The 22,378-nt window shown below is 70.4% G+C and carries 18 protein-coding genes and 1 pseudogene; 14 read left to right on the plus strand and 5 right to left on the minus strand.

Annotation, left to right across the window (positions count from 1 at the left end):
* Positions 1-24: 24 nt before the first annotated feature.
* The 3 genes from ACIPSA_RS05095 to ACIPSA_RS05105 all read left to right on the plus strand — a co-directional run bounded on the left by ACIPSA_RS05095 (position 25) and on the right by ACIPSA_RS05105 (position 1,998).
* Positions 25-942 (plus strand): sugar phosphate isomerase/epimerase family protein, encoded by a 918-nt coding sequence (locus ACIPSA_RS05095; protein WP_402628782.1) that lies wholly within the window; start codon positions 25-27, stop codon positions 940-942.
* Positions 943-1,016: 74 nt separating this feature from the next.
* Positions 1,017-1,556 (plus strand): hypothetical protein, encoded by a 540-nt coding sequence (locus ACIPSA_RS05100; protein WP_402628783.1) that lies wholly within the window; start codon positions 1,017-1,019, stop codon positions 1,554-1,556.
* A gap of 241 nt (positions 1,557-1,797) precedes the next feature.
* Positions 1,798-1,998 carry a helix-turn-helix transcriptional regulator gene (locus tag ACIPSA_RS05105; protein WP_402628785.1) on the plus strand — a complete coding sequence of 67 codons (201 nt, stop codon included), beginning with the start codon at positions 1,798-1,800 and terminating at the stop codon, positions 1,996-1,998.
* Positions 1,999-2,020: 22 nt separating this feature from the next.
* On the opposite strand, the gene ACIPSA_RS05110 is transcribed toward ACIPSA_RS05105, so the two are convergent.
* Together ACIPSA_RS05110 and ACIPSA_RS05115 are read right to left on the minus strand one after the other, a co-directional pair.
* Positions 2,021-3,064 (minus strand): zinc-dependent alcohol dehydrogenase family protein, encoded by a 1,044-nt coding sequence (locus tag ACIPSA_RS05110; RefSeq protein WP_402628787.1) that lies wholly within the window; start codon positions 3,062-3,064, stop codon positions 2,021-2,023.
* Positions 3,065-3,095: 31 nt separating this feature from the next.
* Positions 3,096-5,306: an MMPL family transporter gene (locus ACIPSA_RS05115; RefSeq protein ID WP_402628789.1), complete on the minus strand. Its 2,211-nt coding sequence runs from the start codon at positions 5,304-5,306 to the stop codon at positions 3,096-3,098.
* Between the two features lie 161 nt (positions 5,307-5,467).
* Here ACIPSA_RS05115 and ACIPSA_RS05120 point away from each other — a divergent pair, with 161 nt between their 5' ends.
* The 4 genes from ACIPSA_RS05120 (at position 5,468) to ACIPSA_RS05135 (ending at position 9,946) form a co-directional block, all read left to right on the plus strand.
* Positions 5,468-6,127 (plus strand): TetR family transcriptional regulator, encoded by a 660-nt coding sequence (locus ACIPSA_RS05120; RefSeq protein ID WP_402628791.1) that lies wholly within the window; start codon positions 5,468-5,470, stop codon positions 6,125-6,127.
* A 127-nt stretch (positions 6,128-6,254) separates the two neighbouring features.
* Positions 6,255-7,205: a PrsW family intramembrane metalloprotease gene (locus ACIPSA_RS05125; RefSeq protein WP_402628793.1), complete on the plus strand. Its 951-nt coding sequence runs from the start codon at positions 6,255-6,257 to the stop codon at positions 7,203-7,205.
* Positions 7,206-7,280: 75 nt separating this feature from the next.
* Positions 7,281-7,520 carry a heavy-metal-associated domain-containing protein gene (locus ACIPSA_RS05130; RefSeq protein WP_402628794.1) on the plus strand — a complete coding sequence of 80 codons (240 nt, stop codon included), beginning with the start codon at positions 7,281-7,283 and terminating at the stop codon, positions 7,518-7,520.
* A 113-nt stretch (positions 7,521-7,633) separates the two neighbouring features.
* Complete coding sequence (locus tag ACIPSA_RS05135) at positions 7,634-9,946, plus strand: heavy metal translocating P-type ATPase (protein ID WP_402628796.1); 2,313 nt, start codon at positions 7,634-7,636, stop codon at positions 9,944-9,946.
* 596 nt (positions 9,947-10,542) lie between these two features.
* Here ACIPSA_RS05135 and ACIPSA_RS05140 read toward each other — a convergent pair.
* Positions 10,543-11,832 (minus strand): citrate synthase, encoded by a 1,290-nt coding sequence (locus ACIPSA_RS05140; RefSeq protein ID WP_402628798.1) that lies wholly within the window; start codon positions 11,830-11,832, stop codon positions 10,543-10,545.
* 178 nt (positions 11,833-12,010) lie between these two features.
* A complete protein-coding gene (locus ACIPSA_RS05145; protein ID WP_402628800.1) occupies positions 12,011-14,299 on the minus strand; it encodes an ATP-dependent RecD-like DNA helicase in 2,289 nt (762 codons plus the stop codon).
* A 139-nt stretch (positions 14,300-14,438) separates the two neighbouring features.
* Between ACIPSA_RS05145 and ACIPSA_RS05150 the strand changes: the two genes are divergently transcribed.
* The 5 genes and pseudogenes from ACIPSA_RS05150 to rbsD all read left to right on the plus strand — a co-directional run bounded on the left by ACIPSA_RS05150 (position 14,439) and on the right by rbsD (position 20,401).
* On the plus strand, positions 14,439-15,482 hold the full coding sequence (locus tag ACIPSA_RS05150; RefSeq protein ID WP_402628802.1) for a LacI family DNA-binding transcriptional regulator: 1,044 nt from the start codon (positions 14,439-14,441) through the stop codon (positions 15,480-15,482).
* Positions 15,479-17,059, plus strand: coding sequence for a sugar ABC transporter ATP-binding protein (locus tag ACIPSA_RS05155; protein ID WP_402628804.1), 1,581 nt, complete (start codon positions 15,479-15,481; stop codon positions 17,057-17,059). The genes ACIPSA_RS05150 and ACIPSA_RS05155 overlap by 4 nt, the downstream gene beginning before the upstream one ends.
* Positions 17,049-19,048, plus strand: a pseudogene (locus ACIPSA_RS05160) (substrate-binding domain-containing protein). Before ACIPSA_RS05155 ends, ACIPSA_RS05160 begins: the two are co-directional and overlap by 11 nt.
* Before the next feature lie 67 nt (positions 19,049-19,115).
* Positions 19,116-20,015 carry a ribokinase gene (locus ACIPSA_RS05165; RefSeq protein WP_402628806.1) on the plus strand — a complete coding sequence of 300 codons (900 nt, stop codon included), beginning with the start codon at positions 19,116-19,118 and terminating at the stop codon, positions 20,013-20,015.
* Positions 20,012-20,401: a D-ribose pyranase gene (rbsD, locus tag ACIPSA_RS05170; RefSeq protein ID WP_402628808.1), complete on the plus strand. Its 390-nt coding sequence runs from the start codon at positions 20,012-20,014 to the stop codon at positions 20,399-20,401. Before ACIPSA_RS05165 ends, rbsD begins: the two co-directional genes overlap by 4 nt.
* Before the next feature lie 161 nt (positions 20,402-20,562).
* Here rbsD and ACIPSA_RS05175 read toward each other — a convergent pair whose 3' ends face one another.
* The gene (locus tag ACIPSA_RS05175) at positions 20,563-20,895 is read right to left on the minus strand and encodes a hypothetical protein (RefSeq protein WP_402628810.1); all 333 of its coding nucleotides are present in this window, start codon (positions 20,893-20,895) and stop codon (positions 20,563-20,565) included.
* Positions 20,896-21,321: 426 nt separating this feature from the next.
* Between ACIPSA_RS05175 and ACIPSA_RS05180 the strand changes: the two genes are divergently transcribed.
* Positions 21,322-22,146, plus strand: coding sequence for a Scr1 family TA system antitoxin-like transcriptional regulator (locus ACIPSA_RS05180; RefSeq protein WP_402628812.1), 825 nt, complete (start codon positions 21,322-21,324; stop codon positions 22,144-22,146).
* Entirely contained in the window at positions 22,133-22,360 is a 228-nt protein-coding gene (locus ACIPSA_RS05185) for a DUF397 domain-containing protein (RefSeq protein ID WP_402628814.1), read from the plus strand. The genes ACIPSA_RS05180 and ACIPSA_RS05185 overlap by 14 nt, the downstream gene beginning before the upstream one ends.
* The last annotated feature ends 18 nt before the right edge of the window (positions 22,361-22,378 follow it).

Consider the following 22,378-nt stretch of genomic DNA (forward strand, 5'->3'; position numbering starts at 1 on the left):
CCCGGGACCCGCACGCTGACGGCCATGACGTCGTTGTCACCTCAGTCCCCACTGTCCCGCATCCGGATCGGATCGGCCCCCGACTCCTGGGGTGTCTGGTTCCCGGACGACCCCCAGCAGGTGCCGTGGCAGCGCTTCCTCGACGAGGTCGCGCAGTCCGGCTACGAGTGGATCGAGCTGGGTCCGTACGGGTACCTGCCGACCGACCCGGCCGTCCTCACCGAGGAGACGGCACGCCGTGGCCTGAAGGTGTCGGCCGGCACGGTCTTCACCGGCCTGCACCACGGCCCGGACGTGTGGGACAGGACCTGGGCGCACGTCGCGGACAACGCGGTGCTCGCCCAGGCGATGGGCGCGAAGCACCTCGTCGTCATCCCGTCCTTCTGGCGGGACGACAAGACCGGCGAGGTGCTGGAGCCGGACACGCTCACGCCCGAGCAGTGGCGGAATCTCACCTCACTGACCGAGCGCCTCGGCCGGGAGGTACGGGAGCGGTACGGCCTGCGGATCGTCGTCCACCCGCACGCGGACACCCACATCGACAGCGAGGAGAACGTCGTCCGCTTCCTGGACGGCACCGACTCCGACCTGGTGTCGCTGTGCCTGGACACCGGGCACTACGCGTACTGCGGCGGGGACAGCGTCAAGCTGATCGAGACCTACGGCGAGCGGATCGGCTATCTGCACCTCAAACAGGTCGACCCCGGGATCCTCGCCGAGGTGCGGGCGAACGAGGTCCCCTTCGGGCCCGCGGTCGCGCGGGGCGTCATGTGCGAGCCGCCGTCCGGGGTGCCCGCGCTCGGCCCGGTCCTGGAGGCCGCGCAGAAGCTGGACGTCGACCTCTTCGCGATCGTCGAGCAGGACATGTACCCCTGCGAGCCGGACAAGCCGCTGCCGATCGCCCGGCGGACCCGGGCGTTCCTGAGGTCCTGCGGGGCGTAGCTCCGCGGGGGTGCCGGGCCCCTGGCCGCCCGGCCCGGAGGCATTGTCGGTGGCGGCGGATAGCGTTCGCGCCCATGGCTGACGTGTACACCACCCTGTGGACCAACGACCTCTGCAAGGCGCTCGTCTCCCGAGCCCGTACGGGCGATCGCCTGAGCGTGCTGTTCGGCGGCCCGCACCAGTCGATGCCCGCCTTCACACGTGCCGGGGTGAAGCCGGGCGACCGGATCCTGCCCGTAAGGGTGTTCCGCAAGCGGCTCTGGGTGCTCGGGTCCATGGAAGTCGAACAGATCCTGGACTACGACGACACGATCGAGGAGCGGCTCGGGACCCCGGAGCGGGAGCGGCTGGCCCACTGGGCACTCCTGGAGGTCAGCTGCGCCGGCGAGATCGTCCTCGGCCGGCCGGGCGCGCCGCTCGGCTTCGACCGTCCGGTGCCCCCGGACCTGCTCGCCCGGATCACCTACCGGTCGCGACGGGGCGAGCGGCAGATCAAGCATGTCGTGGACGGCGAACTGCACAGCGCCGTAAGCCTGCACGGCATCTACCGCCTTGCCCCGGAGTCCGCCCGCGAACTGGAGGAGCTCGTCGGCGAGAACGCCCTCAGCGCCTGAGTCAACACGCCTCGCCGACGCGTCGGCGTACGTCTTTGATTCACCTCTGTCACAAAAGCCCCTCCCTCGTCACACATGTTCCGTATACGCGGACCGTAGGTCACACCCGGTCGACAGGTGCTTGCCGGTGCTCACTCTGTGTCGTTCACCGGGAACAGGCTTGGTGATCGCCGGCGCAGCGCCCGGCTCCCCCGACGGCCGTCCCCGGTCGCCCCGCGGCGCGCGCAGGAAGGTGTGACTCATGACCGACCGAAGGCTCTGGTCCTACAAGGAGATCGCGGCACACATCCGGGTCCAGCCCGACACCGTGCGTTCCTACCGCAAGCACGGGTTGCTGCCCCCGCCCGACCATGTGGAGGGCGGCAAGCCCTACTGGTACGCCGACACGGTCCGCGCGTGGGTCGCGTCCCGGCCCGGCAACCGCGGCCGCAGAGAGCCCTGAACCGGCGGGTGCCTCGACCGGCTCAGCTCCACGGTTCGACGACCGTGACGCCCGCGCCGGGTGCCGTGCCCATCGCCGCGAGTGCGGCCGGGGCCGCGTCCAGCGGGATCGTCGAGGTCACGAGCAGGTCGGGGCGCAGGACGCCCGCGCGGACCAGTTCCAGCATCGCCGGGTAGGTGTGCGCTGCCATGCCGTGGCTGCCGAGGAGTTCGAGTTCCAGGGCGATCGCGCGGGCCATGGGGACCGGGGTGGTGCCGTCCGCGGAGGGCAGGAGACCGACCTGGACGTGGCGGCCGCGGCGGCGCAGCCCGTTCACCGAGGCGGCGCAGGTGACCGGGGAGCCCAGGGCGTCGAGGGAGAGGTGGGCGCCGCCCCCGGTCAGGTCGAGGACCGCCGCCGCCGTGTCGCGTGCACGTGTCGCGTCCACGCACTCCGCCGCGCCGAACTTCCGGGCCAGGTCCAGGGCTTGAGGAGATACGTCGACGGCGACCACCCGCGCTCCCGACGCCGCCGCGATCATCACCGCCGACAGGCCCACGCCACCGCATCCGTGCACCGCGACCCACTCCCCCGCCGCCACCCGGCCCTGCTGCACCACGGCGCGGAAGGCGGTCGCGAAGCGGCAGCCGAGGCCGGCCGCGGTGGCGAAGGACATCCCGTCGGGGATCGCGACGAGGTTCACGTCCGCGTGGTCGAGCGCCACGTACTGGGCGAAGGAGCCCCAGTGGTGAAAGCCCGGCTGGGTCTGCCGCTCGCACACCTGCTGGTCGCCCGCCGCGCAGGAGGGGCAGCTGCCGCAGGCGCAGACGAAGGGCACGGTGACCCGGTCGCCGGAACGCCAACCGGTCACCCGGGAGCCGACCGCCTCGACGACACCGGCGAGTTCGTGACCGGGCACATGCGGCAGGGTGATGTCCGGGTCGTGGCCCATCCAACCGTGCCAGTCGCTGCGGCACAGGCCGGTCGCCTCGACGCGCACCACGACCCCGTGCTCCGCCGGTTCCGGGTCCGCCACCTCCCGTACCTCGGCCGGCTCCCCGTACTGCTCGAACACCACGGCTCTCATGTGCCACAGCTTCCCAGAACAGCCCCGCCGTTCACACCGTCGCGGTCTCCTTCTCCTCGTCCTGCTCGGCGGGCGCGGCCGACTCTCCCTCGCTCAGTCCGAACCGCTCGTGGAAGCGGCGCAGGGGAGCCGGTGCCCACCAAGTGGCGCGGCCGGTGAGGCGCATGATCGCCGGGACCAGCAGGCTGCGCACGACCATCGCGTCCATCAGGACGGCGAGCGCGATGCCCAGGCCGAGCATCTTGGTGTTGGTCACCCGTGAGGTGCCTATCGCGACCATGACCACGGCCAGGATGACCGCCGCCGCGGTGATCAGCCCGCCCGTGCGCTGCAGCCCGTGGCGCACCGCCTCGTTGTGGTCGCCGGTGCGGTCGTACTCCTCCTTGATGCGGGAGAGCAGGAACACGCCGTAGTCCATGGAGAGGCCGAAGGCCACACAGAACATCAGGACCGGCAGGGTCGTCTCGATGGAGCCGGGGCTGCTGAAGCCGAGCGGGCCGGAGAGGTGGCCGTCCTGGAAGACCCAGACCACCGCGCCGAACATCGCGGTCAGGCTGAGCGCGTTGAGCACCACGGCCTGGACCGGTATCAGCACGCTGCCGGTGAGCAGGAAGACCAGGAGCAGGGTGACGATCACGATGAACGCGGCCGCCCACGGCAGCTGTTCGGCTATCGCGTGCTTGGAGTCGACCAGAACCGCCGCCGTGCCGGTGACCTTGGTCCGGAACGGGGTGTCCATGGCGCGCAGGTCGCCCACCAGGCGCTGGGCCCCGTCGTCGACGGCCTCGCCCTTCGGCAGCACCGTGAAATACGCCGAGTCGCCCTTCACCAGCGGGCCGTCGACCCGCGTCACCTCGGGCAGGGCGGCCAGCCGCTGCCGGTAGGCGGCGTACTGCGCCTGGGTCGCCTTCCCCTCGGCCAGGACTTCGAGTCCGCCGCCGGGGTTGCCCGGGAAGCCGTCCCGGATGTGCTGCTGCACGACGTGGGACTCGGCGCCGGACGGCAGCTGGCGGTCGTCCGCCGTGCCGAACTTCACGCCCAGGAAGGGCAGTCCGAGGACGATCAGGAGTGCCGTGGTGCCGATGGCGAAGAAGGGGGCGCGGCGCATGACGAGGGTCGCGGTGCGCGCCCAGGCCGTGCCTTCCTCGCCGGAGGTCTTCGGCTCGCCGCCGCGGCGGAAGAGGCGGCGCATGTCCAGGGAGTTCACCCGGTGGCCGAGCAGGACCAGCGCCGCGGGGAGCAGGATCAGGGCGGCCGCGGCGGCCAGCAGCACGACGGCTATGCCCGCGTAGGCGAAGGAGCGCAGGAAGTACTGCGGGAAGAGCAGCATCGCCGCCAGGGACACGGCGACCGTGAGGGCGGAGAAGAGCACCGTGCGGCCGGCCGTGCGCAGCGTGGTGCCGACGGCCGTCAGAGGTTCCGCGCCCGTGGACAGTTCCTCGCGGAAGCGGCGGACGATGAACAGGGCGTAGTCGATGGCGAGGCCCAGTCCCAGGGCCGTGGTGAGGTTCAGCGCGAAGACGGAGACGTCGGTGAACTCCGTCAGGCCGCGCAGCACGGCGTTGGTGCCGAGGATGGCCACGATGCCGATGCCGAGCGGCAGCAGGGCCGCGACGGCGCTGCCGAAGACCATCACCAGGAGCAGGAGTGTCACCGGAAGGGCGATCAGCTCGGCCCTGGCCAGGTCCTCCTTGATGATCGTCTGCATCTCGTGCCGCACGGCGACGATGCCTCCGACCTTCACCTTCACCGGACCGTGCGCCCCGCGGTAGTGGGGTGCTATGCGGTCCAGGGTGTCCCCCATCGTCTTCTCGTCGCCCGTGATGCGGGCGGCGATCAGCGCCTCGTGGCCGTCCTTCGCGCGCAGGGCGGGAGCCGCCGAGGCATCGGCCTGCCAGTAGGAGCCGACGCCCACGACGCCCTTCTCGCCGGACAGGCGCGCGGCGAGGCTCCGGGCCTCGGCGGCGACCGCCGGGTCGTCGACCGAGGCCCGGCCGGAGTCGACGAGGAGCAGGAGGTTGGGCTGGGAGGCGGGGAACTCGCGCTCCAGCGCCTTGGTCGCGTACGTGGAGTCGGCGGCCGGGTCCTCCCAGCCGCCGCTGCCCAGGCGGTCGGCGACGCCGCTGCCGGCCAGCACCGCGAGCACGGTGAGTACCAGGGCCGCGAGCAGCGACAGTCGCGGCCGGGCAGTCACGAAGCGGGTCCACGCTCCGACGCGGGGTGGCCTGTTGACTTCGGTCATCGTGCGGTGTCCCCTTCACCCTGACCCGTGCTGTACGCAGGCAGGCAGCATGGATCAGCCATTGCCATAGACTGACAAACACGAGAGATCGCTCGCGTTTCTCCAGAATGCGAGCGGCCACTCGCGTTTGTCAATCGCCCTCGGAAAGCTGGGGATGACTCGTGCCCGAAACACCCGGGAAGGAACAGCCGCGCCGCCGCCAGGCCCGCGGTGAGCGGCGCATCGCCCAGCTGCTGGCGGCCGCGGCCTCCGTCTTCTGCACGACCGGCTACACGGCGGCCAGCACCAACGCCATCGCCCGCGAGGCGGGCGTCTCACCGGGCACGCTCTACCAGTTCTTCCCGAACAAGGAAGCGATCGCGATCGAGCTGGGCGACCGGCTCATGCACGAGATGCGGGAGACCTACGGCGAGGCGCTGGCGCCGGTCGACCCCGCCACACCGCTGGACGAGGCCGTCTCCGCGGCCGTCGACCGCTTCATCGCCTTCAACACCGAGCACCCCGTGTTCTTCGCGCTGATGCACGGCCCCGACATCCCCGGACGGATCGCCGAGGAGCACGAGGCGCTGCACTCCACCCTGCTCGCCCGCGTCGAGGAGCTGCTCTCCTCGTTCCTCCCCGACTCACCCCCGGCCGACGTCACGCGCACGGCGCAGGTGTGCCTGGGCGTCTACAAGGCGGGCCTGGAGCTGGTCCTCACCCACGAGGGCGCGGAGCGCGAGGCGTACATCCAGGAGGTGAAGAACATCCTCATCCGCTACCTGGAGCCCCTGGTCGGCGGCCGACTCGGCGTCAGCAGCCGTCGGCGGACGGCGACATAGGGCCCGCCCTGGACCGGGAGACCGGGCACTCCTCGGACTGCGACAAAAGGCACATCTGCATATGGTGCGGTTGCATACGCAGGTGCCGTCGAACCGCCCAGTCCGCAGGAGCACGAGGGGACGTTCCGTGACCCACTCTCCACCGCCCGGCGCGCCCCGGGCCCGCATCCCCGGCCCGAAGCAGCCCCCGCCGCCCTACCCCCGTATCCGCGCGGGCCTGTGGCGGCGCTGCCTGGGCGGCGGGCTCGCCCTGTGGGCGGTGACCGCGCTGGTGACGTACACGACGGAGAACAGCGCGCTCCTACCGACCCTGATCCTGCTCGGCGGCTTCCTCGTCCCCGTCACGTTCGTCCTGTGGGCCTACGAGCGGCACGGCCGCGACCTGGGCGTCAGCGCGGTCCTCGGCTGCTTCCTGACCGGCGGCGCGCTCGGCGCGCTCGGCGCGTCGGTGATGGAGGACTACCTGCTCCACCCGTCCCTCTCGATGTTCGCCGGCCTCGGGCTGATCGAGGAGGCGGCGAAGCTCGGCGCGCTGATGTTCGCGCTGCGCCGGCAGCCCGCGATCCGCGGCACACGGGCCGGGCTGGTGCTCGGCGCGGCCGTCGGCCTCGGGTTCGCGGCCCTGGAGAGCTGCGGCTACGCCTTCGACGCCGCCGTCTCGACCGGCGGCATCGACCTGCGGGCACTGGTCGAGACGGAGATCCTGCGCGGGGTACTGACGCCCTTCGGGCACGGCCTGTGGACGGCGATCGCGGGCGGCGTCCTGCTCTCCCACCGCCGCCCGGACGGCCGCTTCCGGCTCCTCTCACCGGTCGTCGCCACGTACGCGGGCGTCGCCCTGCTGCACGCACTGTGGGACTCCACGCACGGCATCGCGATCTGGCTCGTGGCGCATCTGGTCGGAGCGGGACTGGACCGGCAGATCTTCGCCCAGGGGTACATGCCCGCGCCGACCGAGGCACAGGAGCACCTCTTCACGCTGTTCTCGGTCGGCGGCCTGGTGCTCGTCGCGCTGCTCGGCGTCGGCTGGGCCGGCTCGCTGGCACGCCGGGGCATTCCTTGGAGAGGTACCCCCTAGGGGTATAGTGTGAAGAGTGCGGGCCCCCACCGTGGGCCCCACAGGCCCCACACGCCTCGAACGAGGAGCGACGACATGACCGCACAGACCGAATCCCCGGGCTCCGTCACCACCGTCTACAAGGTGAGCGGGATGAGCTGCGGACACTGCGAGGGCTCCGTCTCCAGTGAGATCTCCGAGATCCCGGGCGTCGGTTCGGTGCGGGCCGTCGCGTCCACCGGCGAGGTCACCGTGGTCTCGGCCGCCCCGCTCGACGAGGAGGCCGTCCGCGCCGCCGTCGACGAGGCCGGCTTCGAGCTCGTCGGCAAGGCCTGAGACCCCCGGGCCGACGCGCCGAGCGGGGTCCAAAACCTTTCGCCTCCGACCGGGCCGTGCCGACCAGCTCATACTGGATCCGCGCGGTCCGGTCCGATGTCTGGAGTCCGGACATGACCAGCACCACCGCAGAGACGGCCGGCGTCACCGCAGAGACGGCCGGCACCACCGCCGGGACACCGATAGCCACCGGGACCTCCGAGGAGACCTCAGAGGTCGAACTGCTCATCGGCGGGATGACCTGCGCCTCCTGCGCCGCCCGGGTCGAGAAGAAGCTCAACCGGATGGACGGGGTCACCGCCACGGTGAACTACGCGACGGAGAAGGCGAAGGTCTCGTACGCCGAGGGCGTCGAGGTCGCCGATCTGATCGCCACCGTGGTGAAGACGGGGTACACGGCCGAGGAGCCCCCACCGCCGCAGCCCCGACCAGGGACCGAGGCCGCGGCCGAGAGCCCGGAAGCGTCCGAGGCGGACCCCGAACTCGCCTCCCTCCGCCACCGCCTGCTGGTCTCCGCCGCGCTCGCCGTCCCGGTCGTCCTGCTGGCCATGATCCCGGCGCTGCAGTTCGACAACTGGCAGTGGCTCTCGCTCACCCTCGCCGCGCCGGTGGTCGTCTGGGGCGGCCTGCCCTTCCACCGGGCCGCGTGGACCAACGCCCGGCACGGCGCCGCCACCATGGACACGCTCGTCTCGGTCGGCACGCTGGCCGCGTTCGGCTGGTCGCTGTGGGCGCTGTTCTTCGGCGACGCGGGCATGCCGGGCATGCACGACGAGTTCCGGCTCACCGTCTCGCGCATGGACGGCGCGTCCACCATCTACCTGGAGGTCGCCGCCGGAGTCGTCGCCCTGATCCTGCTGGGCCGCTATCTGGAGGCCCGCGCCAAGCGGCGTGCGGGGACGGCCCTGCGGGCGCTGATGGAGCTGGGCGCCAAGGACGTCGCCGTTCTCCGAGGCGGCCGTGAGGTGCGGGTGCCGGTGGCCTCCCTGGCCGTCGGCGACCGGTTCGTCGTACGGCCGGGCGAGAAGATCGCCACCGACGGCACCGTGGTCGAGGGGGTCTCCGCGGTCGACGCGTCCATGCTCACCGGCGAGTCGGTGCCGGTGGACGTGGCGGTGGGTTCCTCCGTCACCGGCGCGACCGTGAACGCCGGGGGCCGGCTGGTCGTCGAGGCGACCCGGGTCGGCGCGGACACCCAGCTCGCCCGGATCGCGAAGCTCGTGGAGGACGCGCAGAACGGCAAGGCCGAGGTGCAGCGGCTGGCCGACCGGATCTCGGCGGTGTTCGTGCCGGTGGTCATCCTCATCGCGCTGGGCACGTTCGGCGTGTGGCTCGGTGTCACCGGCGACAGCGTCGCCGCCTTCACCGCCGCCGTCGCCGTACTGATCATCGCCTGTCCGTGCGCACTGGGCCTGGCCACGCCGACCGCGCTGATGGTCGGCACGGGCCGGGGAGCCCAGCTCGGCATCCTGATCAAGGGCCCGGAGGTCCTGGAGTCCACGCGCCGCGTCGACACGGTCGTCCTGGACAAGACCGGCACGGTCACCACCGGACGCATGACCCTCCAGGAGGTGTACGCCGCCGAGGGCACCGACGAGAAGGAGGTGCTGCGACTCGCGGGCGCCCTGGAGCACGCCTCCGAGCACCCGGTGGCCCGGGCGGTCGCGGCGGGCGCCGAGAAGCGGGCCGGCGCGCTGCCGGACGTCGAGCACTTCGAGAACGTCCCCGGGCGGGGCGTGCGTGGGCGCGTGGCGGGCCGCGAGGTGGCCGTGGGACGCCTCTTCGACCGGCTCCCGGAGGAGCTGGCCCGCGCCCGGGAAGAGGTCGAGAGAGGCGGTCGTACGGCCGTCGTGGCCGGCTGGGACGGAGAGGCACGCGGCGTCCTCGCCGTCGCCGACGCGGTCAAGGAGACCAGTGCCGAGGCGGTACGCGAACTGCGCGCCCTCGGGCTCACACCGGTGCTGCTGACCGGGGACAACCGGGCGGTGGCCGAGACGGTGGCGCGCGCCGTGGGGATCGACGAGGTGATCGCCGAGGTGCTGCCCGAGGACAAGGTCGAGGTCGTACGGCGGCTGCAGGGCGAGGGGCGGAGCGTCGCCATGGTGGGCGACGGCGTCAACGACGCGGCCGCGCTCGCCACCGCCGATCTCGGGCTGGCGATGGGCACCGGTACCGACGCGGCGATCGAGGCGGGCGATCTGACGCTGGTGCGCGGTGACCTGCGGGTGGCCGCGGACGCCATCCGGCTCTCCCGCAGGACGCTGAGCACGATCAAGGGCAACCTCGTGTGGGCCTTCGGCTACAACGTGGCAGCGCTCCCACTGGCCGCCGCCGGACTGCTGAACCCGATGATCGCGGGGGCCGCAATGGCCTTTTCGTCCGTGTTCGTCGTGACGAACAGCCTCCGACTCCGTACGTTCCGCTGAAGTTACCGACGGTAGGCCGAAGTCGAAGCAAGAGTCCCCCTAGAGACCAACGCCCGCCTCACATAAGCTCTTCACAAGGCTCGTGCATCATCCTTACGCTTGGGCTCCGATCGTCGTATCGGGGCTCTTGCGCATCTAACGGACATATGCAAGAGACGCAGATCACAGTGATGTGAACGTAACCATCGAAGGGGTTCGAAGGTCTAAGTTGGCGATGTCGGACAGCGTCTTGGGGGGCGTTGGCCGGCATCTGGGGATGTCTTGGGGGACTTCCTCAGAGATGCGTTGCCGGGGCGCGTACTTCGGGAAGCTTTGAGCGGCCCTCCCGATCCGTACGGGTCCCGGCAGATCGCACCGCATCACTGGAGCACGAAGGAGTACGGCGAGTTCTGCTCGTTGTGCTCAGACAGCGATTCAGGCGCTGTCCTCTCCGAGCGCCCGGCCGGATCCCGTGGGGGGAATCCGTACCGGGACATGGGAAGGCGCCCTGGTCGTCGGCCCGTGGGGGGACCGACGCTCCAGGGCGCCTTCTGCTTTGGCTTTTCACCACCGATTCAGGGCCCGCCCTGCGGGGCAGGCCCTCGGACTCAGTGTGTTCAGCGCTCCTCGACCGGAACGAAGTCGCGCTCCACCACACCCGTGTAGATCTGGCGCGGGCGGCCGATGCGGGAGCCCGGCTCCTTGATCATCTCGTGCCACTGGGCGATCCAGCCCGGCAGCCGGCCGAGGGCGAACAGGACCGTGAACATCTCGGTCGGGAAGCCCATGGCCCGGTAGATCAGACCGGTGTAGAAGTCGACGTTCGGGTAGAGGCTGCGCGAGACGAAGTAGTCGTCGGAGAGCGCGTGCTCCTCCAGCTTCAGCGCGATGTCCAGCAGCTCGTCGGACTTGCCGAGAGCGGAGAGGACGTCGTGCGCCGCCGCCTTGATGATCTTGGCGCGCGGGTCGAAGTTCTTGTAGACCCGGTGGCCGAAGCCCATCAGGCGGACGCCGTCCTCCTTGTTCTTCACCTTGCGGATGAAGGAGTCGACGTCGCCGCCGGACGCCTGGATGCCCTCCAGCATCTCCAGGACGGACTGGTTGGCGCCGCCGTGCAGCGGACCCCAGAGGGCGGAGATGCCGGCGGAGATCGACGCGAACATGTTCGCCTGCGACGAGCCGACCAGGCGGACCGTCGACGTCGAACAGTTCTGCTCGTGGTCGGCGTGCAGGATGAGCAGCTTGTCGAGCGCGGCGACGACGACCGGGTCCAGCTCGTAGTCCTGCGCCGGGACCGAGAAGGTCATGCGGAGGAAGTTCTCGACGTAGCCGAGGTCGTTGCGCGGGTAGACGAACGGGTGACCGATCGACTTCTTGTACGCGTACGCCGCGATCGTCGGAAGCTTGGCGAGCAGGCGGATGGTGGAGAGGTTGCGCTGCTTCTCGTCGAACGGGTTGTGGCTGTCCTGGTAGAAGGTGGACAGCGCCGAGACGACCGACGACAGCATCGCCATCGGGTGGGCGTCGCGCGGGAAGCCCTTGTAGAAGTTCTTGACGTCCTCGTGCAGCAGGGTGTGCTGCGTGATGTCGTTCTTGAACGAGGTGAGCTCGTCGACGCTCGGCAGCTCACCGTTGATCAGCAGGTAGGCCACCTCCAGGAAGGTGGAGCGCTCGGCCAGCTGCTCGATCGGGTAGCCGCGGTACCGGAGGATGCCCGCCTCGCCGTCGAGGTAGGTGACGGCGGATTTATAGGCGGCCGTGTTGCCGTATCCGCTGTCCAGAGTCACCAGACCGGTCTGGGCGCGGAGCTTCCCGATGTCGAAGCCCTTGTCGCCGACGGTGCTGTCGATCACCGGGTAGGTGTACTCGCCGTCGCCGTACCGCAGTACTACAGAGTTGTCGCTCACGTCTTCCCTCACCGACGTAGTGCCTCATCTTCGAGGTGCCCTGACTGTCTCTACCATCCCCCATTTGGCTCAGGAGAGTGCACTCGGGGTCGACCATTGGGCCCATCGGCGGCACTCAGTGCCGCCAACCTGCTCATCCTGCCCCCTTGTTTCCCTATCTGGAAGTGCTCTGTGACCTTCACGACTCATTTGATCGATCATTTTTTGCGATGCCGCTCCGGCCGAGCCTGAAGTCCAGTGCCGTACAGCGCCGCCCCGCCGACACCGTGCGCACCGCCTGGCCGATCGCCTTGCGTGAACCGACGAGGACGACCAGCTTCTTGGCGCGGGTGACCGCCGTGTAGAGCAGATTGCGCTGGAGCATCATCCAGGCGCCCGTGGTGACCGGGATCACCACCGCCGGATACTCACTGCCCTGCGAGCGGTGGATGGTCACCGCGTACGCGTGCGCCAGTTCGTCCAGCTCGTCGAACTCGTACGGAACCTCCTCGTCCTCGTCCGTCAGCACCGTGAGGCGCTGGTCGACCGGGTCGAGCGAGGTGACAACGCCCACGGTGCCGTTGAAGACACCGTTCTTGCCCTTCTCATAATTGTTGCGAATCTGGGTGACCTTGTCGCCGACACGGAAGACACGGCCGCCGAAGCGCTTCTCGGGCAGGTCGGGGCGGCCCGGCGTGACGGCCTGCTGGAGCAGGCCGTTGAGCGTCCCGGCACCGGCGGGACCGCGGTGCATGGGCGCGAGCACCTGCACGTCCCGGCGCGGGTCGAGCCCGAATCTGGCGGGAATACGGCGGGCCGCCACGTCCACGGTGAGCCGGCCGGCCTCCTCCGTGTCGTCCTCGACGAAGAGGAAGAAGTCCTTCATGCCGTCGGTGAGCGGATGCTGTCCGGCGTTGATCCGGTGCGCGTTCGTCACCACGCCCGACTGCTGGGCCTGGCGGAAGACCCGGGTGAGCCGGACCGCGGGGATCGGGCTGCCGTCGGCCAGCAGGTCCCTCAGCACCTCGCCCGCGCCGACGCTGGGCAGCTGGTCCACATCCCCCACGAACAGCAGATGGGCCCCCGGAGCCACCGCCTTGACCAGCTTGTTGGCGAGCAGCAGGTCCAGCATCGAGGCCTCGTCCACGACCACCAGGTCGGCCTGAAGCGGGCGGTCCTTGTCGTACGCCGCGTCACCGCCCGGCCTGAGCTCCAGGAGCCGGTGGACGGTGGACGCCTCGGCCCCGGTGAGCTCGGCCAGGCGCTTGGCGGCACGGCCGGTGGGCGCGGCGAGCACCACCCTGGCCTTCCTGGCGCGGGCCAGCTCCACGATCGAGCGGACCGTGAAGGACTTGCCGCAGCCGGGCCCGCCGGTGAGGACGGCGACCTTCTCGGTCAGCGCCAGCTTGACGGCGGCCTCCTGCTCCGGGGCGAGCTCGGTCCCCGTACGCCCCTGGAGCCACCCCAGTGCCTTCTCCCACACCACGTCCTTGAAGCCGGGCATCCGGTCCTCGCCGGTGCGCAGCAGGCGCAGCAGCTGGGCGGAGAGGGAGAGTTCGGCGCGGTGGAAGGGGACGAGGTAGACGGCGGTGACGGGCTCGCCGCCGTCCGGTCCCGGGACCTTCTCCCGTACGACACCGGGATCGGCCCCGTCCTCGGGCGGCTCCGCCAGCTTGGCGAGGCACTCGATGACCAGCCCGGTGTCGACCTGCAGCAGTTTCACCGCGTCGGCGATGAGCCGCTCCTCGGGCAGGAAGCAGTGCCCCTGGTCGGCGGACTGCGAGAGCGCGTACTGCAGTCCCGCCTTGACCCGCTCCGGGCTGTCGTGCGGGATGCCGACGGACTGGGCGATCTTGTCCGCGGTGAGGAAGCCGATGCCCCAGACGTCGGCGGCCAGCCGGTACGGCTGGTTCTTCACGACCGAGATCGAGGCGTCGCCGTACTTCTTGTAGATGCGCACGGCGATGGACGTGGAGACCTCCACCGTCTGGAGGAAGAGCATCACTTCCTTGATCGCCTTCTGCTCCTCCCAGGCGTCGGCGATTCGCTTCGTGCGCTTGGGTCCAAGGCCGGGGACCTCGATCAGCCGCTTGGGCTCCTCCTCGATGATCCGCAGGGTATCCAGGCCGAAGTGCTGGGTGATGCGGTCGGCGAAGACCGGTCCGATGCCCTTGACCAGCCCGGATCCGAGGTAGCGCCGGATGCCCTGGACGGTGGCCGGCAGGACGGTCGTGTAGTTCTCGACGGTGAACTGCTTGCCGTACTGCGGGTGTGAACCCCAGCGGCCCTCCATGCGCAGCGACTCACCGACCTGGGCACCGAGCAGCGCGCCGACGACCGTGAGGAGATCACCGGCGCCCCTGCCGGTGTCGACCCGGGCGACCGTGTAGCCGTTCTCCTCGTTCGCGTACGTGATGCGTTCCAGCACGCCTTCGAGCGTGGCCAGCCGCCGCTCCGCCGCCTGGGACGCCCCCGCCTGATTGGACATGATCCGACGGTACCGCCGGGCTCTGACATCACGATCCGGTCTCGGGGTCTTGCCTACTCCCGTGTAATCGATTCCAATCCTCCGTACACCCCACGGTGTAATCGATTCCATGAACATTCCACAAGGAGGTGGAACGGCGATGGCGAGCATCAAGGACGTCGCTGCCCAGGCGGGCGTCTCCGTTGCCACGGTCTCGCGTGTCCTGAACGACCACCCGTCGGTCAGCGCCGAGGCACGCGCCCGCGTGCTGGCCGCCGTCGAGGCGCTGGGCTACCGCCCGAACGCCGTCGCCCGTTCCCTGCGCACCGACCAGACCCGCACCCTCGGCCTGGTCATCAGCGACGTGCTCAACCCCTACTTCACCGAGCTGGCCCGCTCCGTGGAGGAGGAGGCCCGCGCCCGCGGCTACAGCGTCATCATCGGCAACGCCGACGAGCGACCGGAACTGCAGGACCACCACGTAAGGACCCTGCTGGACCGCCGTATCGACGGGCTGCTGGTCTCCCCCACCGACGGCGGCTCCCCGCTGATGCTGGACGCCGCGCGCGCGGGAACGCCGATGGTGTTCGTGGACCGGTGGATCCCGGGCGTCGACGTGCCCGTCGTACGGACCGACGGACAGGCGGCCGTGCGGGATCTCGTGGCCCATCTGCACGGACTCGGCCACCGGCGGCTCGCGATCATCGCGGGCCCCGCCGCCACCACCACCGGCAGCGAGCGCATCGCGGCCTTCCGGGCCGCCCTGGCCGAGTACGGGATCCCGCTCCCGGACGCCTACATAGGGCAGGGCGACTTCAAGGCCGAGAGCGGACGGCAGGTCACCGAGGGCTTCCTCGACCTGCCCGAACCGCCCGAGGTCGTGTTCGCCACGGACAACCTGATGGCCCTGGGCGCACTGGACGCCATCCGCGCGCGCGGGCTGCGGGTTCCGGACGACATCGCGCTGGCCGCGTTCGACGACATCCGGTGGTTCGTGCACACCGATCCGCCGATCACCGCGATCGCCCAGCCGACGGGCGAGCTGGGCCGGGCCGCCGTACGGGCCCTGATCGACCGCATCGAGGGACGGCCTCCCGAGTCCGTCACCCTTCCTGCTCGTCTCGTCGTACGCCGCTCGTGCGGTGAGACGGCCCCTGTGCAGTCCCCCGCTGCGCAGTCCCCTGCACGAAGGAGCAAGTCGTGAGCAACCCGGACGAGTTGCTGCGCATCGAAGGCATACGGAAGACCTTCCCGGGAGTGGTCGCGCTGGACGGCGTCGACTTCGACCTGCGCCGGGGCGAGGTGCACGTGCTGCTCGGTGAGAACGGCGCGGGCAAGAGCACCCTCATCAAGATGCTCTCCGGCGCCTACCGCCCCGACGGCGGGCGGATCGTGGTCGGCGGCGAGGAGGTGCGCATCCAAGGCGCGCAGGACGCCGAGCGCCTCGGTATCGCCACCATCTACCAGGAGTTCAACCTCGTTCCCGACCTCAGCGTCGCCGAGAACGTCTTCCTGGGCCGCCAGCCGCGCCGTTTCGGCCTCATCGACCGCAAGCGGATGAACGCCGAGGCGGCCGAGCTCCTCGCCCGCGTCGGTGTCGATGTCGACCCGCGCACCCAGGTGCGTGAACTGGGCATCGCCCGGCTGCAGATGGTCGAGATCGCCAAGGCGCTGAGCCTCGACGCCCGCGTCCTGATCATGGACGAGCCCACCGCCGTCCTGACCACCGAAGAGGTCGAGAAGCTGTTCCGGATCGTCCGGAAGCTGCGCGACGACGGCGTCGGCATCGTCTTCATCACCCACCATCTGGAGGAGATCGCCGCCCTCGGCGACCGCGTCACCGTCCTGCGCGACGGCCGCAGCGTCGACCAGGTCCCGGCGAGCACCCCCGAGGAAGAGCTCGTACGGCTCATGGTCGGCCGGAGCATCGAGCAGCAGTACCCGCGCGAACGCGGGGACGCCGGGGCACCGCTGCTCAAGGTCCGCGGCCTCACCCGGGCCGGCACCTTCCACGACATCGACTTCGAGGTCAGGGCCGGCGAGGTCGTCGGCCTGGCGGGCCTGGTCGGCGCCGGCCGTACCGAGGTCGTACGCGCCGTCTTCGGCGCCGACCCGTACGACTCCGGCACCATCGAGGTGCAGGGCCGCCCGCTGCGCCGGTACGACGTCAACGCCGCCATGGACGCCGGGATCGGCCTGGTCCCCGAGGACCGCAAGGGCCAGGGCCTGGTCCTCGACGCCACCGTGCAGGAGAACCTCGGCCTGGTCACGCTGGGCCGCGCCACCCGCGCCGGTTTCGTCGACCGGGCCGGGCAGCGGCGGGCCGCCGACCGGATCTCCGGGCAGCTCAAGGTCCGTATGGCCGGACTGCACCAGCACGTACGGACCCTGTCCGGCGGCAACCAGCAGAAGGTCGTCATCGGCAAATGGCTGCTGGCCGACACCAAGGTGCTGATCCTCGACGAGCCGACCCGCGGCATCGACGTGGGCGCCAAGGTCGAGATCTACCAGCTGATCAACGAGCTGACCGCCTCCGGCCACGCCGTCCTGATGATCTCCAGCGACCTCCCCGAGGTGCTGGGCATGAGCGACCGCGTCCTGGTCATGTCCCAGGGCCGGATCGCGGGCGAACTCGCCGCGCAGGAAGCGACGCAGGACGCCGTCATGGCACTGGCCGTCAGCGCCACCGCGACAGCGAACACAGCGAACACCGCGAACACAGCAACAACGAACGCAGCAGCAACCGCAGTAAAGGATGTGGAGGTCTCCCGTGGCCACTGACACGCTCAAGAGCAGTACAGACACGGGCACCGCCCCCGCACTGCGCCGCATGCTCCTCGACAACGGCGCCCTGACCGCCCTGGTCGTCCTGGCCGTGGCGATGTCGTTCCTGTCGGGCGACTTCCTGGCCACCCAGAACCTCCTCAACGTCGGCGTCCAGGCGGCCGTCACCGCGATCCTGGCCTTCGGCGTCACCTTCGTGATCGTCTCGGCCGGCATCGACCTGTCGGTCGGCTCGGTCGCCGCGCTCTCCGCCACCGTCCTGGCCTGGACCGCCACCAACCAGGGCTTCCCGGTGTGGCTCTCGGTCCTGCTCGCCCTCGGCACCGGCATAGCCTGCGGCCTGGTCAGCGGCGCGCTCGTCTCTTTCGGCAAGCTGCCGCCCTTCATCGCGACCCTCGCCATGCTGTCGGTGGGCCGCGGTCTCGCCCTGGTCATCTCGCAGGGCAGCCCGATCGCCTTCCCCGACTCGGTGTCCAACCTGGGCAGCACCATCGGCGGCTGGCTGCCGGTACCGGTCCTGGTGATGATCGTGATGGGCCTGATCACCGCCGTGATCCTGGGCCGTACGTACATCGGCCGCACCATGTACGCGATCGGCGGCAACGAGGAAGCCGCCCGGCTCTCCGGCATCCGCGTCAAGCGCCAGAAGCTGGTCATCTACGCCCTGGCCGGCGGCTTCGCGGCCGTGGCGGGAATCGTCCTCGCCTCCCGGCTGGCCTCCGCGCAGCCCCAGGCGGCGTACGGATACGAACTCGACGCCATCGCCGCGGTGGTGATCGGCGGCGCCAGCCTCTCCGGTGGCGTCGGCAAGGCATCGGGCACCCTCATCGGTGCGCTGATCCTCGCGGTGCTCCGCAACGGCCTCAACCTGCTGTCGGTCTCCGCCTTCTGGCAGCAGGTGGTCATCGGCATCGTCATCGCGCTCGCCGTCCTCGTGGACACGCTTCGCCGGCGCGCATAGCCGAATCGTTTCTCCACCGTTCCGCCCCCCACGGAATCAACCCGCATCCGCATCCGCATCCGCATCCGCACCCGCACCCGCAAGGAACCGTCATGCGTACCAAGCAGATCTCGATCACCGTCGCCGCCATCGCCTCCCTCGCCCTCACCGCCACCGCGTGCAACAACGGGTCGTCCGGCTCCTCCGACCTGAAGGTGGGCCTGTCGGTCTCCACCCTCAACAACCCCTTCTTCGTGCAGCTGAAGGCGGGCGCCCAGGCCGAGGCGAAGAAGGAGGGCGTCTCCCTCACGGTCACCGACGCCCAGAACGACGCCTCTCAGCAGGCCAACCAGATCGAGAACTTCACCAGCCAGAACGTGAAGTCGATCATCATCAACCCGGTGGACTCCGACGCCGCCGGCCCGTCCGTCAAGGCCGCCAACAACGCGAAGATCCCGGTCGTCGCCGCCGACCGCACCGTCAACAAGGCCGAGGTCGCCACCACCGTCGCCTCGGACAACATCGCGGGCGGCGAGCTCGCCGCCAAGACGCTCGCCGAAGCGCTCGGCGGCAAGGGCACCATCCTGGTCCTCCAGGGCACCTCCGGCACCTCGGCCGCCAACGAGCGCGGCCAGGGCTTCACCGAGGGCCTGAAGGCCTACCCGGGCATCAAGGTCGTCGCCTCGCAGCCCGCCGACTTCGACCGCACCAAGGGCCTGGACGTCACCACCAACCTGCTGCAGGCCCACCCGGACGTGAACGGTATCTTCGCCCAGAACGACGAGATGGCGCTCGGCGCGATCAAGGCCCTGGGCAGCAAGGCCGGCAAGTCCGTCAAGGTCGTCGGCTTCGACGGCACGCCGGACGGCCTGACGGCGGTCAAGGGCGGCACGCTGTTCGCGTCGGTCGCGCAGCAGCCGAAGCTGCTGGGCGAGCTGGCCGTTCAGAACGCCGTCAAGGCGGCCAAGGGCAAGAAGATCGACGCCACGGTCAAGGTCCCGGTCAAGGTCGTCACGCAGACGAACGTCGCCGAGTTCACCTCCTGACGTCCTTCTCCGACAGCCCGACGTCCTCCTCCACGAGGACGACGAACCGACGTAAGGAAACACAACGATGCACGGCTACGACCTGCTGGTCGTAGGGTCGGCCAACGCTGACCTGGTGATCGGCGTCGACCGCCGCCCGGCGGCCGGAGAGACGGTCCTCGGCTCCGACCTGGTCACCCATCCGGGTGGCAAGGGCGCCAACCAGGCCGTCGCCGCCGCCCGGCTGGGAGCCCGTACCGCGTTGCTGGCCCGGGTCGGCGAAGACGCGCACGGCCAGTTGCTCGGCGACTCCCTGCGGGCGGCCGGCGTCGACACCGCCGGCATCCTCACCGGCGGGGCCCCCACCGGGGTCGCGCTGATCACGGTGGACCCGTCCGGGGACAACAGCATCGTGGTGTCGCCGGGAGCCAACGGACGGCTCGCTCCGGAGGACGTCCGGACCTCGGCCGGCCTGCTGCACGCCTCCCGCGTGGTCTCGGCGCAGCTGGAGATCCCGCTGGAGACGGTCGAGGAGGTCGTACGGAACCTGCCGTCCGGCACCCGTTTCGTACTGAACCCGTCGCCGCCCCGGCCGCTGCCCGCCGAGGTGCTCGCCGCCTGCGACCCGCTGATCGTGAACGAGCACGAGGCGCGGGTCATCGCGGGCGGGAAGCTGGACGGCTCGCCCGAGGAGTGGGCCGCCGCGCTGCTGGCGCTCGGCCCCCGCTCGGTCGTGGTGACGCTCGGCTCGGAAGGCGCGCTGGTGGCGACCGCCGAGTCCATGGCCCGGGTGCCGTCCGTGCAGGTGGAAGCGGTGGACACCACCGGCGCGGGCGACGCGTTCACGGCGGCGCTGGCGTGGCGGCTGGGCGCGGGCTCGTCGCTGCCGGACGCGGCGGCGTACGCGGCGCGGGTGGGCGCGGCGGCGGTCACCCGCCCCGGCGCGCAGGAGTCGTTCCCGACGGCAGAGGAGGTCGAGGCGCTGTGAAGAAGGCCGGAATCCTGAACCGTCACCTCGCGGGCGCGGTGGCCGAGTTGGGGCACGGGGACGGGGTGCTGGTGTGCGACGCCGGCATGCCGATCCCGGCGGGCCCCCGGGTGGTGGACCTGGCGTTCCGCGCCGGGGTGCCGTCCTTCGCCGAGGTCCTGGACGGCCTGCTGGCCGAGCTGGTGGTGGAGGGCGCGACGGCGGCGGACGAGGTCCGGGGCGCGAACCCGGAGGCGTCCGCGCTGCTGGACTCCCGCTTCCCGGACCTGGAACTGGTCTCGCACGAGAAGCTCAAGGAGCTGTCACGGGGCGCGCGTCTGGTCGTACGCACCGGGGAGGCCCGCCCGTACGCGAACGTGCTGCTGCGGTGCGGGGTCTTCTTCTGAGCCGCCAGTCCTGAACAGCTTCGAGGGGGCCCGGTCCGTCGACCAGGCCCCCTCGGCTTTTCCCCTCCATGTCAGAACCCCCGCGATCCCCCCGGATCCCCCTCCAGAAGTCCTGATGCCAAGTACGACACGGCAGGTGGGGGAAGGGTTGTACGGCATCTTCAAGATTTTTCGTCGGCTGTGTCGGCTGTGGGGTCCGCCCGCTCGACGAGCCGTGTGCCTCTGCTCTCGGCGACACGTCTCACGTCCAGCAGGGACTCCCTGAGCCGACCGGCGAGGTAGCGCAGTTCATGACTGGTCGCGCGGGGCTCGGAGAGGAGTTCGGCGGCGTGGCCGAGCAGCTCGTCGGCCATCCCGAGCTGGATGGTCTCGATCTCGTCGGCGAGGCGCGATACATAGCCGGTACCGCTGCCGACGAGGTAGCAGGGCTTTCCTTCCGGGGTGGACCAGGGCAGCAGGCGCCTGACCGTGTGCTCGTACTGCCCGCCGTTCATCCACGCGCCCCCGCGTTGCGGAACGGCCTCGAACGAAGATCCGCTCCCGGCTCCGCAAGCCACAGCACGCGCGGGGGCTCGGGGGCGTGGGGGCGCGCCGGCGGACTGTCCTCGCCGCGCGGCGGTCGTTCTCCCGTGCGGTGAACGGCCGGTCCGACGTCGTCGGCACACGGGCACCTCTTCGAGTACGGGCACCGGGGCGGGGACGGGGACGCTGTGTGGCGCTGCCGCCCACGGACAGGAAAGAAGAGGGAACGCACGAACGACTCGATGAGCCGGGCGATGAGGTCTGTCACGGCAGCCTGCTTTCTCCGGGCGCAATGAATGCGCTCTGTGGTGAACCGCTCACAGAATGAGGTCACCGCTGGCTACGCTTCCAGGGGCTGGAGCTTGACATCGCGCCTGTCAAGAAAAGGAGTTGGCCGGATGAACGAAGGTCGTACGCCTCGAACACCCCGGGAGAAGTACGGAGAGGAGTTGAGGCTGCGGCGGGTGGCGGCGCAGCTCACCCAGGAGGAACTGGGCGACCAGGTCGTGTGCTCGCCCACGCTGATCAGCCATTTCGAGGCCGGGCGGCGGCTGCCGAAGCCGGATGACGCGCAGCGGATCGACCGGGCACTGGGGACGGACGGGTTCTTCGCGCGGTGGTTGGAGGATCTGGAGTCGAAGTACGCCGACCACTTCGCGGCGGCAGCCGAGCTGGAGCAACAGGCCACGCTCATCCAGCAGTTCGCGCTGTCACTGGTCCCGGGCGTGCTCCAGAGCGACGACTACGCGCGCGCCCTCTTCCGCGCCTATCGGCCGAACCACACCGTCGAAGAACTTGACAAGGCTGTTGTCATCCGAACAAAGCGCCGCCGGATTCTCGACGGACCGAGGCAACCGGTCGTCTGGACGCTGCTCGACGAGGCCGTCCTACGGCGCCGCGTCGGCGGTCCGCAGGTCATGGCGGAGCAACTGCACCGGGTCGCGGACATGGCCGAGGCAGGACGGCTGCGGCTGCACGTCCTGCCGTACGGCGCGGGGGCACACTCGCTCATGGAAAGTCTGCTCACGCTGATGAGCTTCGAGGACTCCGCCCCGGTGGCCTACGTCGAGGGCTTCCTGACCGGGAACCTGATGGATGATCCGGCCCTGGTGAGCGCCTGCCAGACGGCCTACGCTCTGGCCCTGAGCGACGCGTTGTCGCAGCAGGAGTCACTGGCCCTCGTCAGGGCGGCAGCAGAGGAACACGCGCATGGTCAGCAGTGAGCACACCGTTTCCGACTCGTCCGCCCTCACGGGGTGGTACAAGTCCAGCTACAGCGGCGGCGGTCAGGGCGAATGCCTTGAGGCCGCCCGTGGGTACGTCGGCGTGCCCATCCGCGACAGTAAGCCAGTCACCGGTCCGGCCCTGGTCTTCTCGGCGGGCGGATGGGCATCGTTCGTTGCCGCCGTCAAGGAGGGCCGCATCGGCGACGTCTGACCGTGCCTTCCGTGCCCG

Origin of the sequence: Streptomyces sp. NPDC086549 (assembly GCF_044746205.1) — a bacterium.
Classification (GTDB): domain Bacteria; phylum Actinomycetota; class Actinomycetes; order Streptomycetales; family Streptomycetaceae; genus Streptomyces.

Excerpts from the sequence above, each read along its gene's own strand:
- ACIPSA_RS05095 (WP_402628782.1), top strand. The coding sequence starts at position 25 with ATGACGTCGTTGTCACCTCAGTCCCCACTGTCCCGCATCCGGATCGGA.
- ACIPSA_RS05130 (WP_402628794.1), top strand. The coding sequence starts at position 7,281 with ATGACCGCACAGACCGAATCCCCGGGCTCCGTCACCACCGTCTACAAG.
- ACIPSA_RS05110 (WP_402628787.1), bottom strand. The coding sequence starts at position 3,064 with ATGAGAGCCGTGGTGTTCGAGCAGTACGGGGAGCCGGCCGAGGTACGG.
- ACIPSA_RS05175 (WP_402628810.1), bottom strand. The coding sequence starts at position 20,895 with ATGAACGGCGGGCAGTACGAGCACACGGTCAGGCGCCTGCTGCCCTGG.
- ACIPSA_RS05105 (WP_402628785.1), top strand. The coding sequence starts at position 1,798 with ATGACCGACCGAAGGCTCTGGTCCTACAAGGAGATCGCGGCACACATC.
- ACIPSA_RS05185 (WP_402628814.1), top strand. The coding sequence starts at position 22,133 with ATGGTCAGCAGTGAGCACACCGTTTCCGACTCGTCCGCCCTCACGGGG.
- ACIPSA_RS05145 (WP_402628800.1), bottom strand. The coding sequence starts at position 14,299 with ATGTCCAATCAGGCGGGGGCGTCCCAGGCGGCGGAGCGGCGGCTGGCC.
- ACIPSA_RS05100 (WP_402628783.1), top strand. The coding sequence starts at position 1,017 with ATGGCTGACGTGTACACCACCCTGTGGACCAACGACCTCTGCAAGGCG.
- ACIPSA_RS05165 (WP_402628806.1), top strand. The coding sequence starts at position 19,116 with ATGCACGGCTACGACCTGCTGGTCGTAGGGTCGGCCAACGCTGACCTG.
- ACIPSA_RS05150 (WP_402628802.1), top strand. The coding sequence starts at position 14,439 with ATGGCGAGCATCAAGGACGTCGCTGCCCAGGCGGGCGTCTCCGTTGCC.
- ACIPSA_RS05135 (WP_402628796.1), top strand. The coding sequence starts at position 7,634 with ATGACCAGCACCACCGCAGAGACGGCCGGCGTCACCGCAGAGACGGCC.
- ACIPSA_RS05115 (WP_402628789.1), bottom strand. The coding sequence starts at position 5,306 with ATGACCGAAGTCAACAGGCCACCCCGCGTCGGAGCGTGGACCCGCTTC.
- ACIPSA_RS05180 (WP_402628812.1), top strand. The coding sequence starts at position 21,322 with ATGAACGAAGGTCGTACGCCTCGAACACCCCGGGAGAAGTACGGAGAG.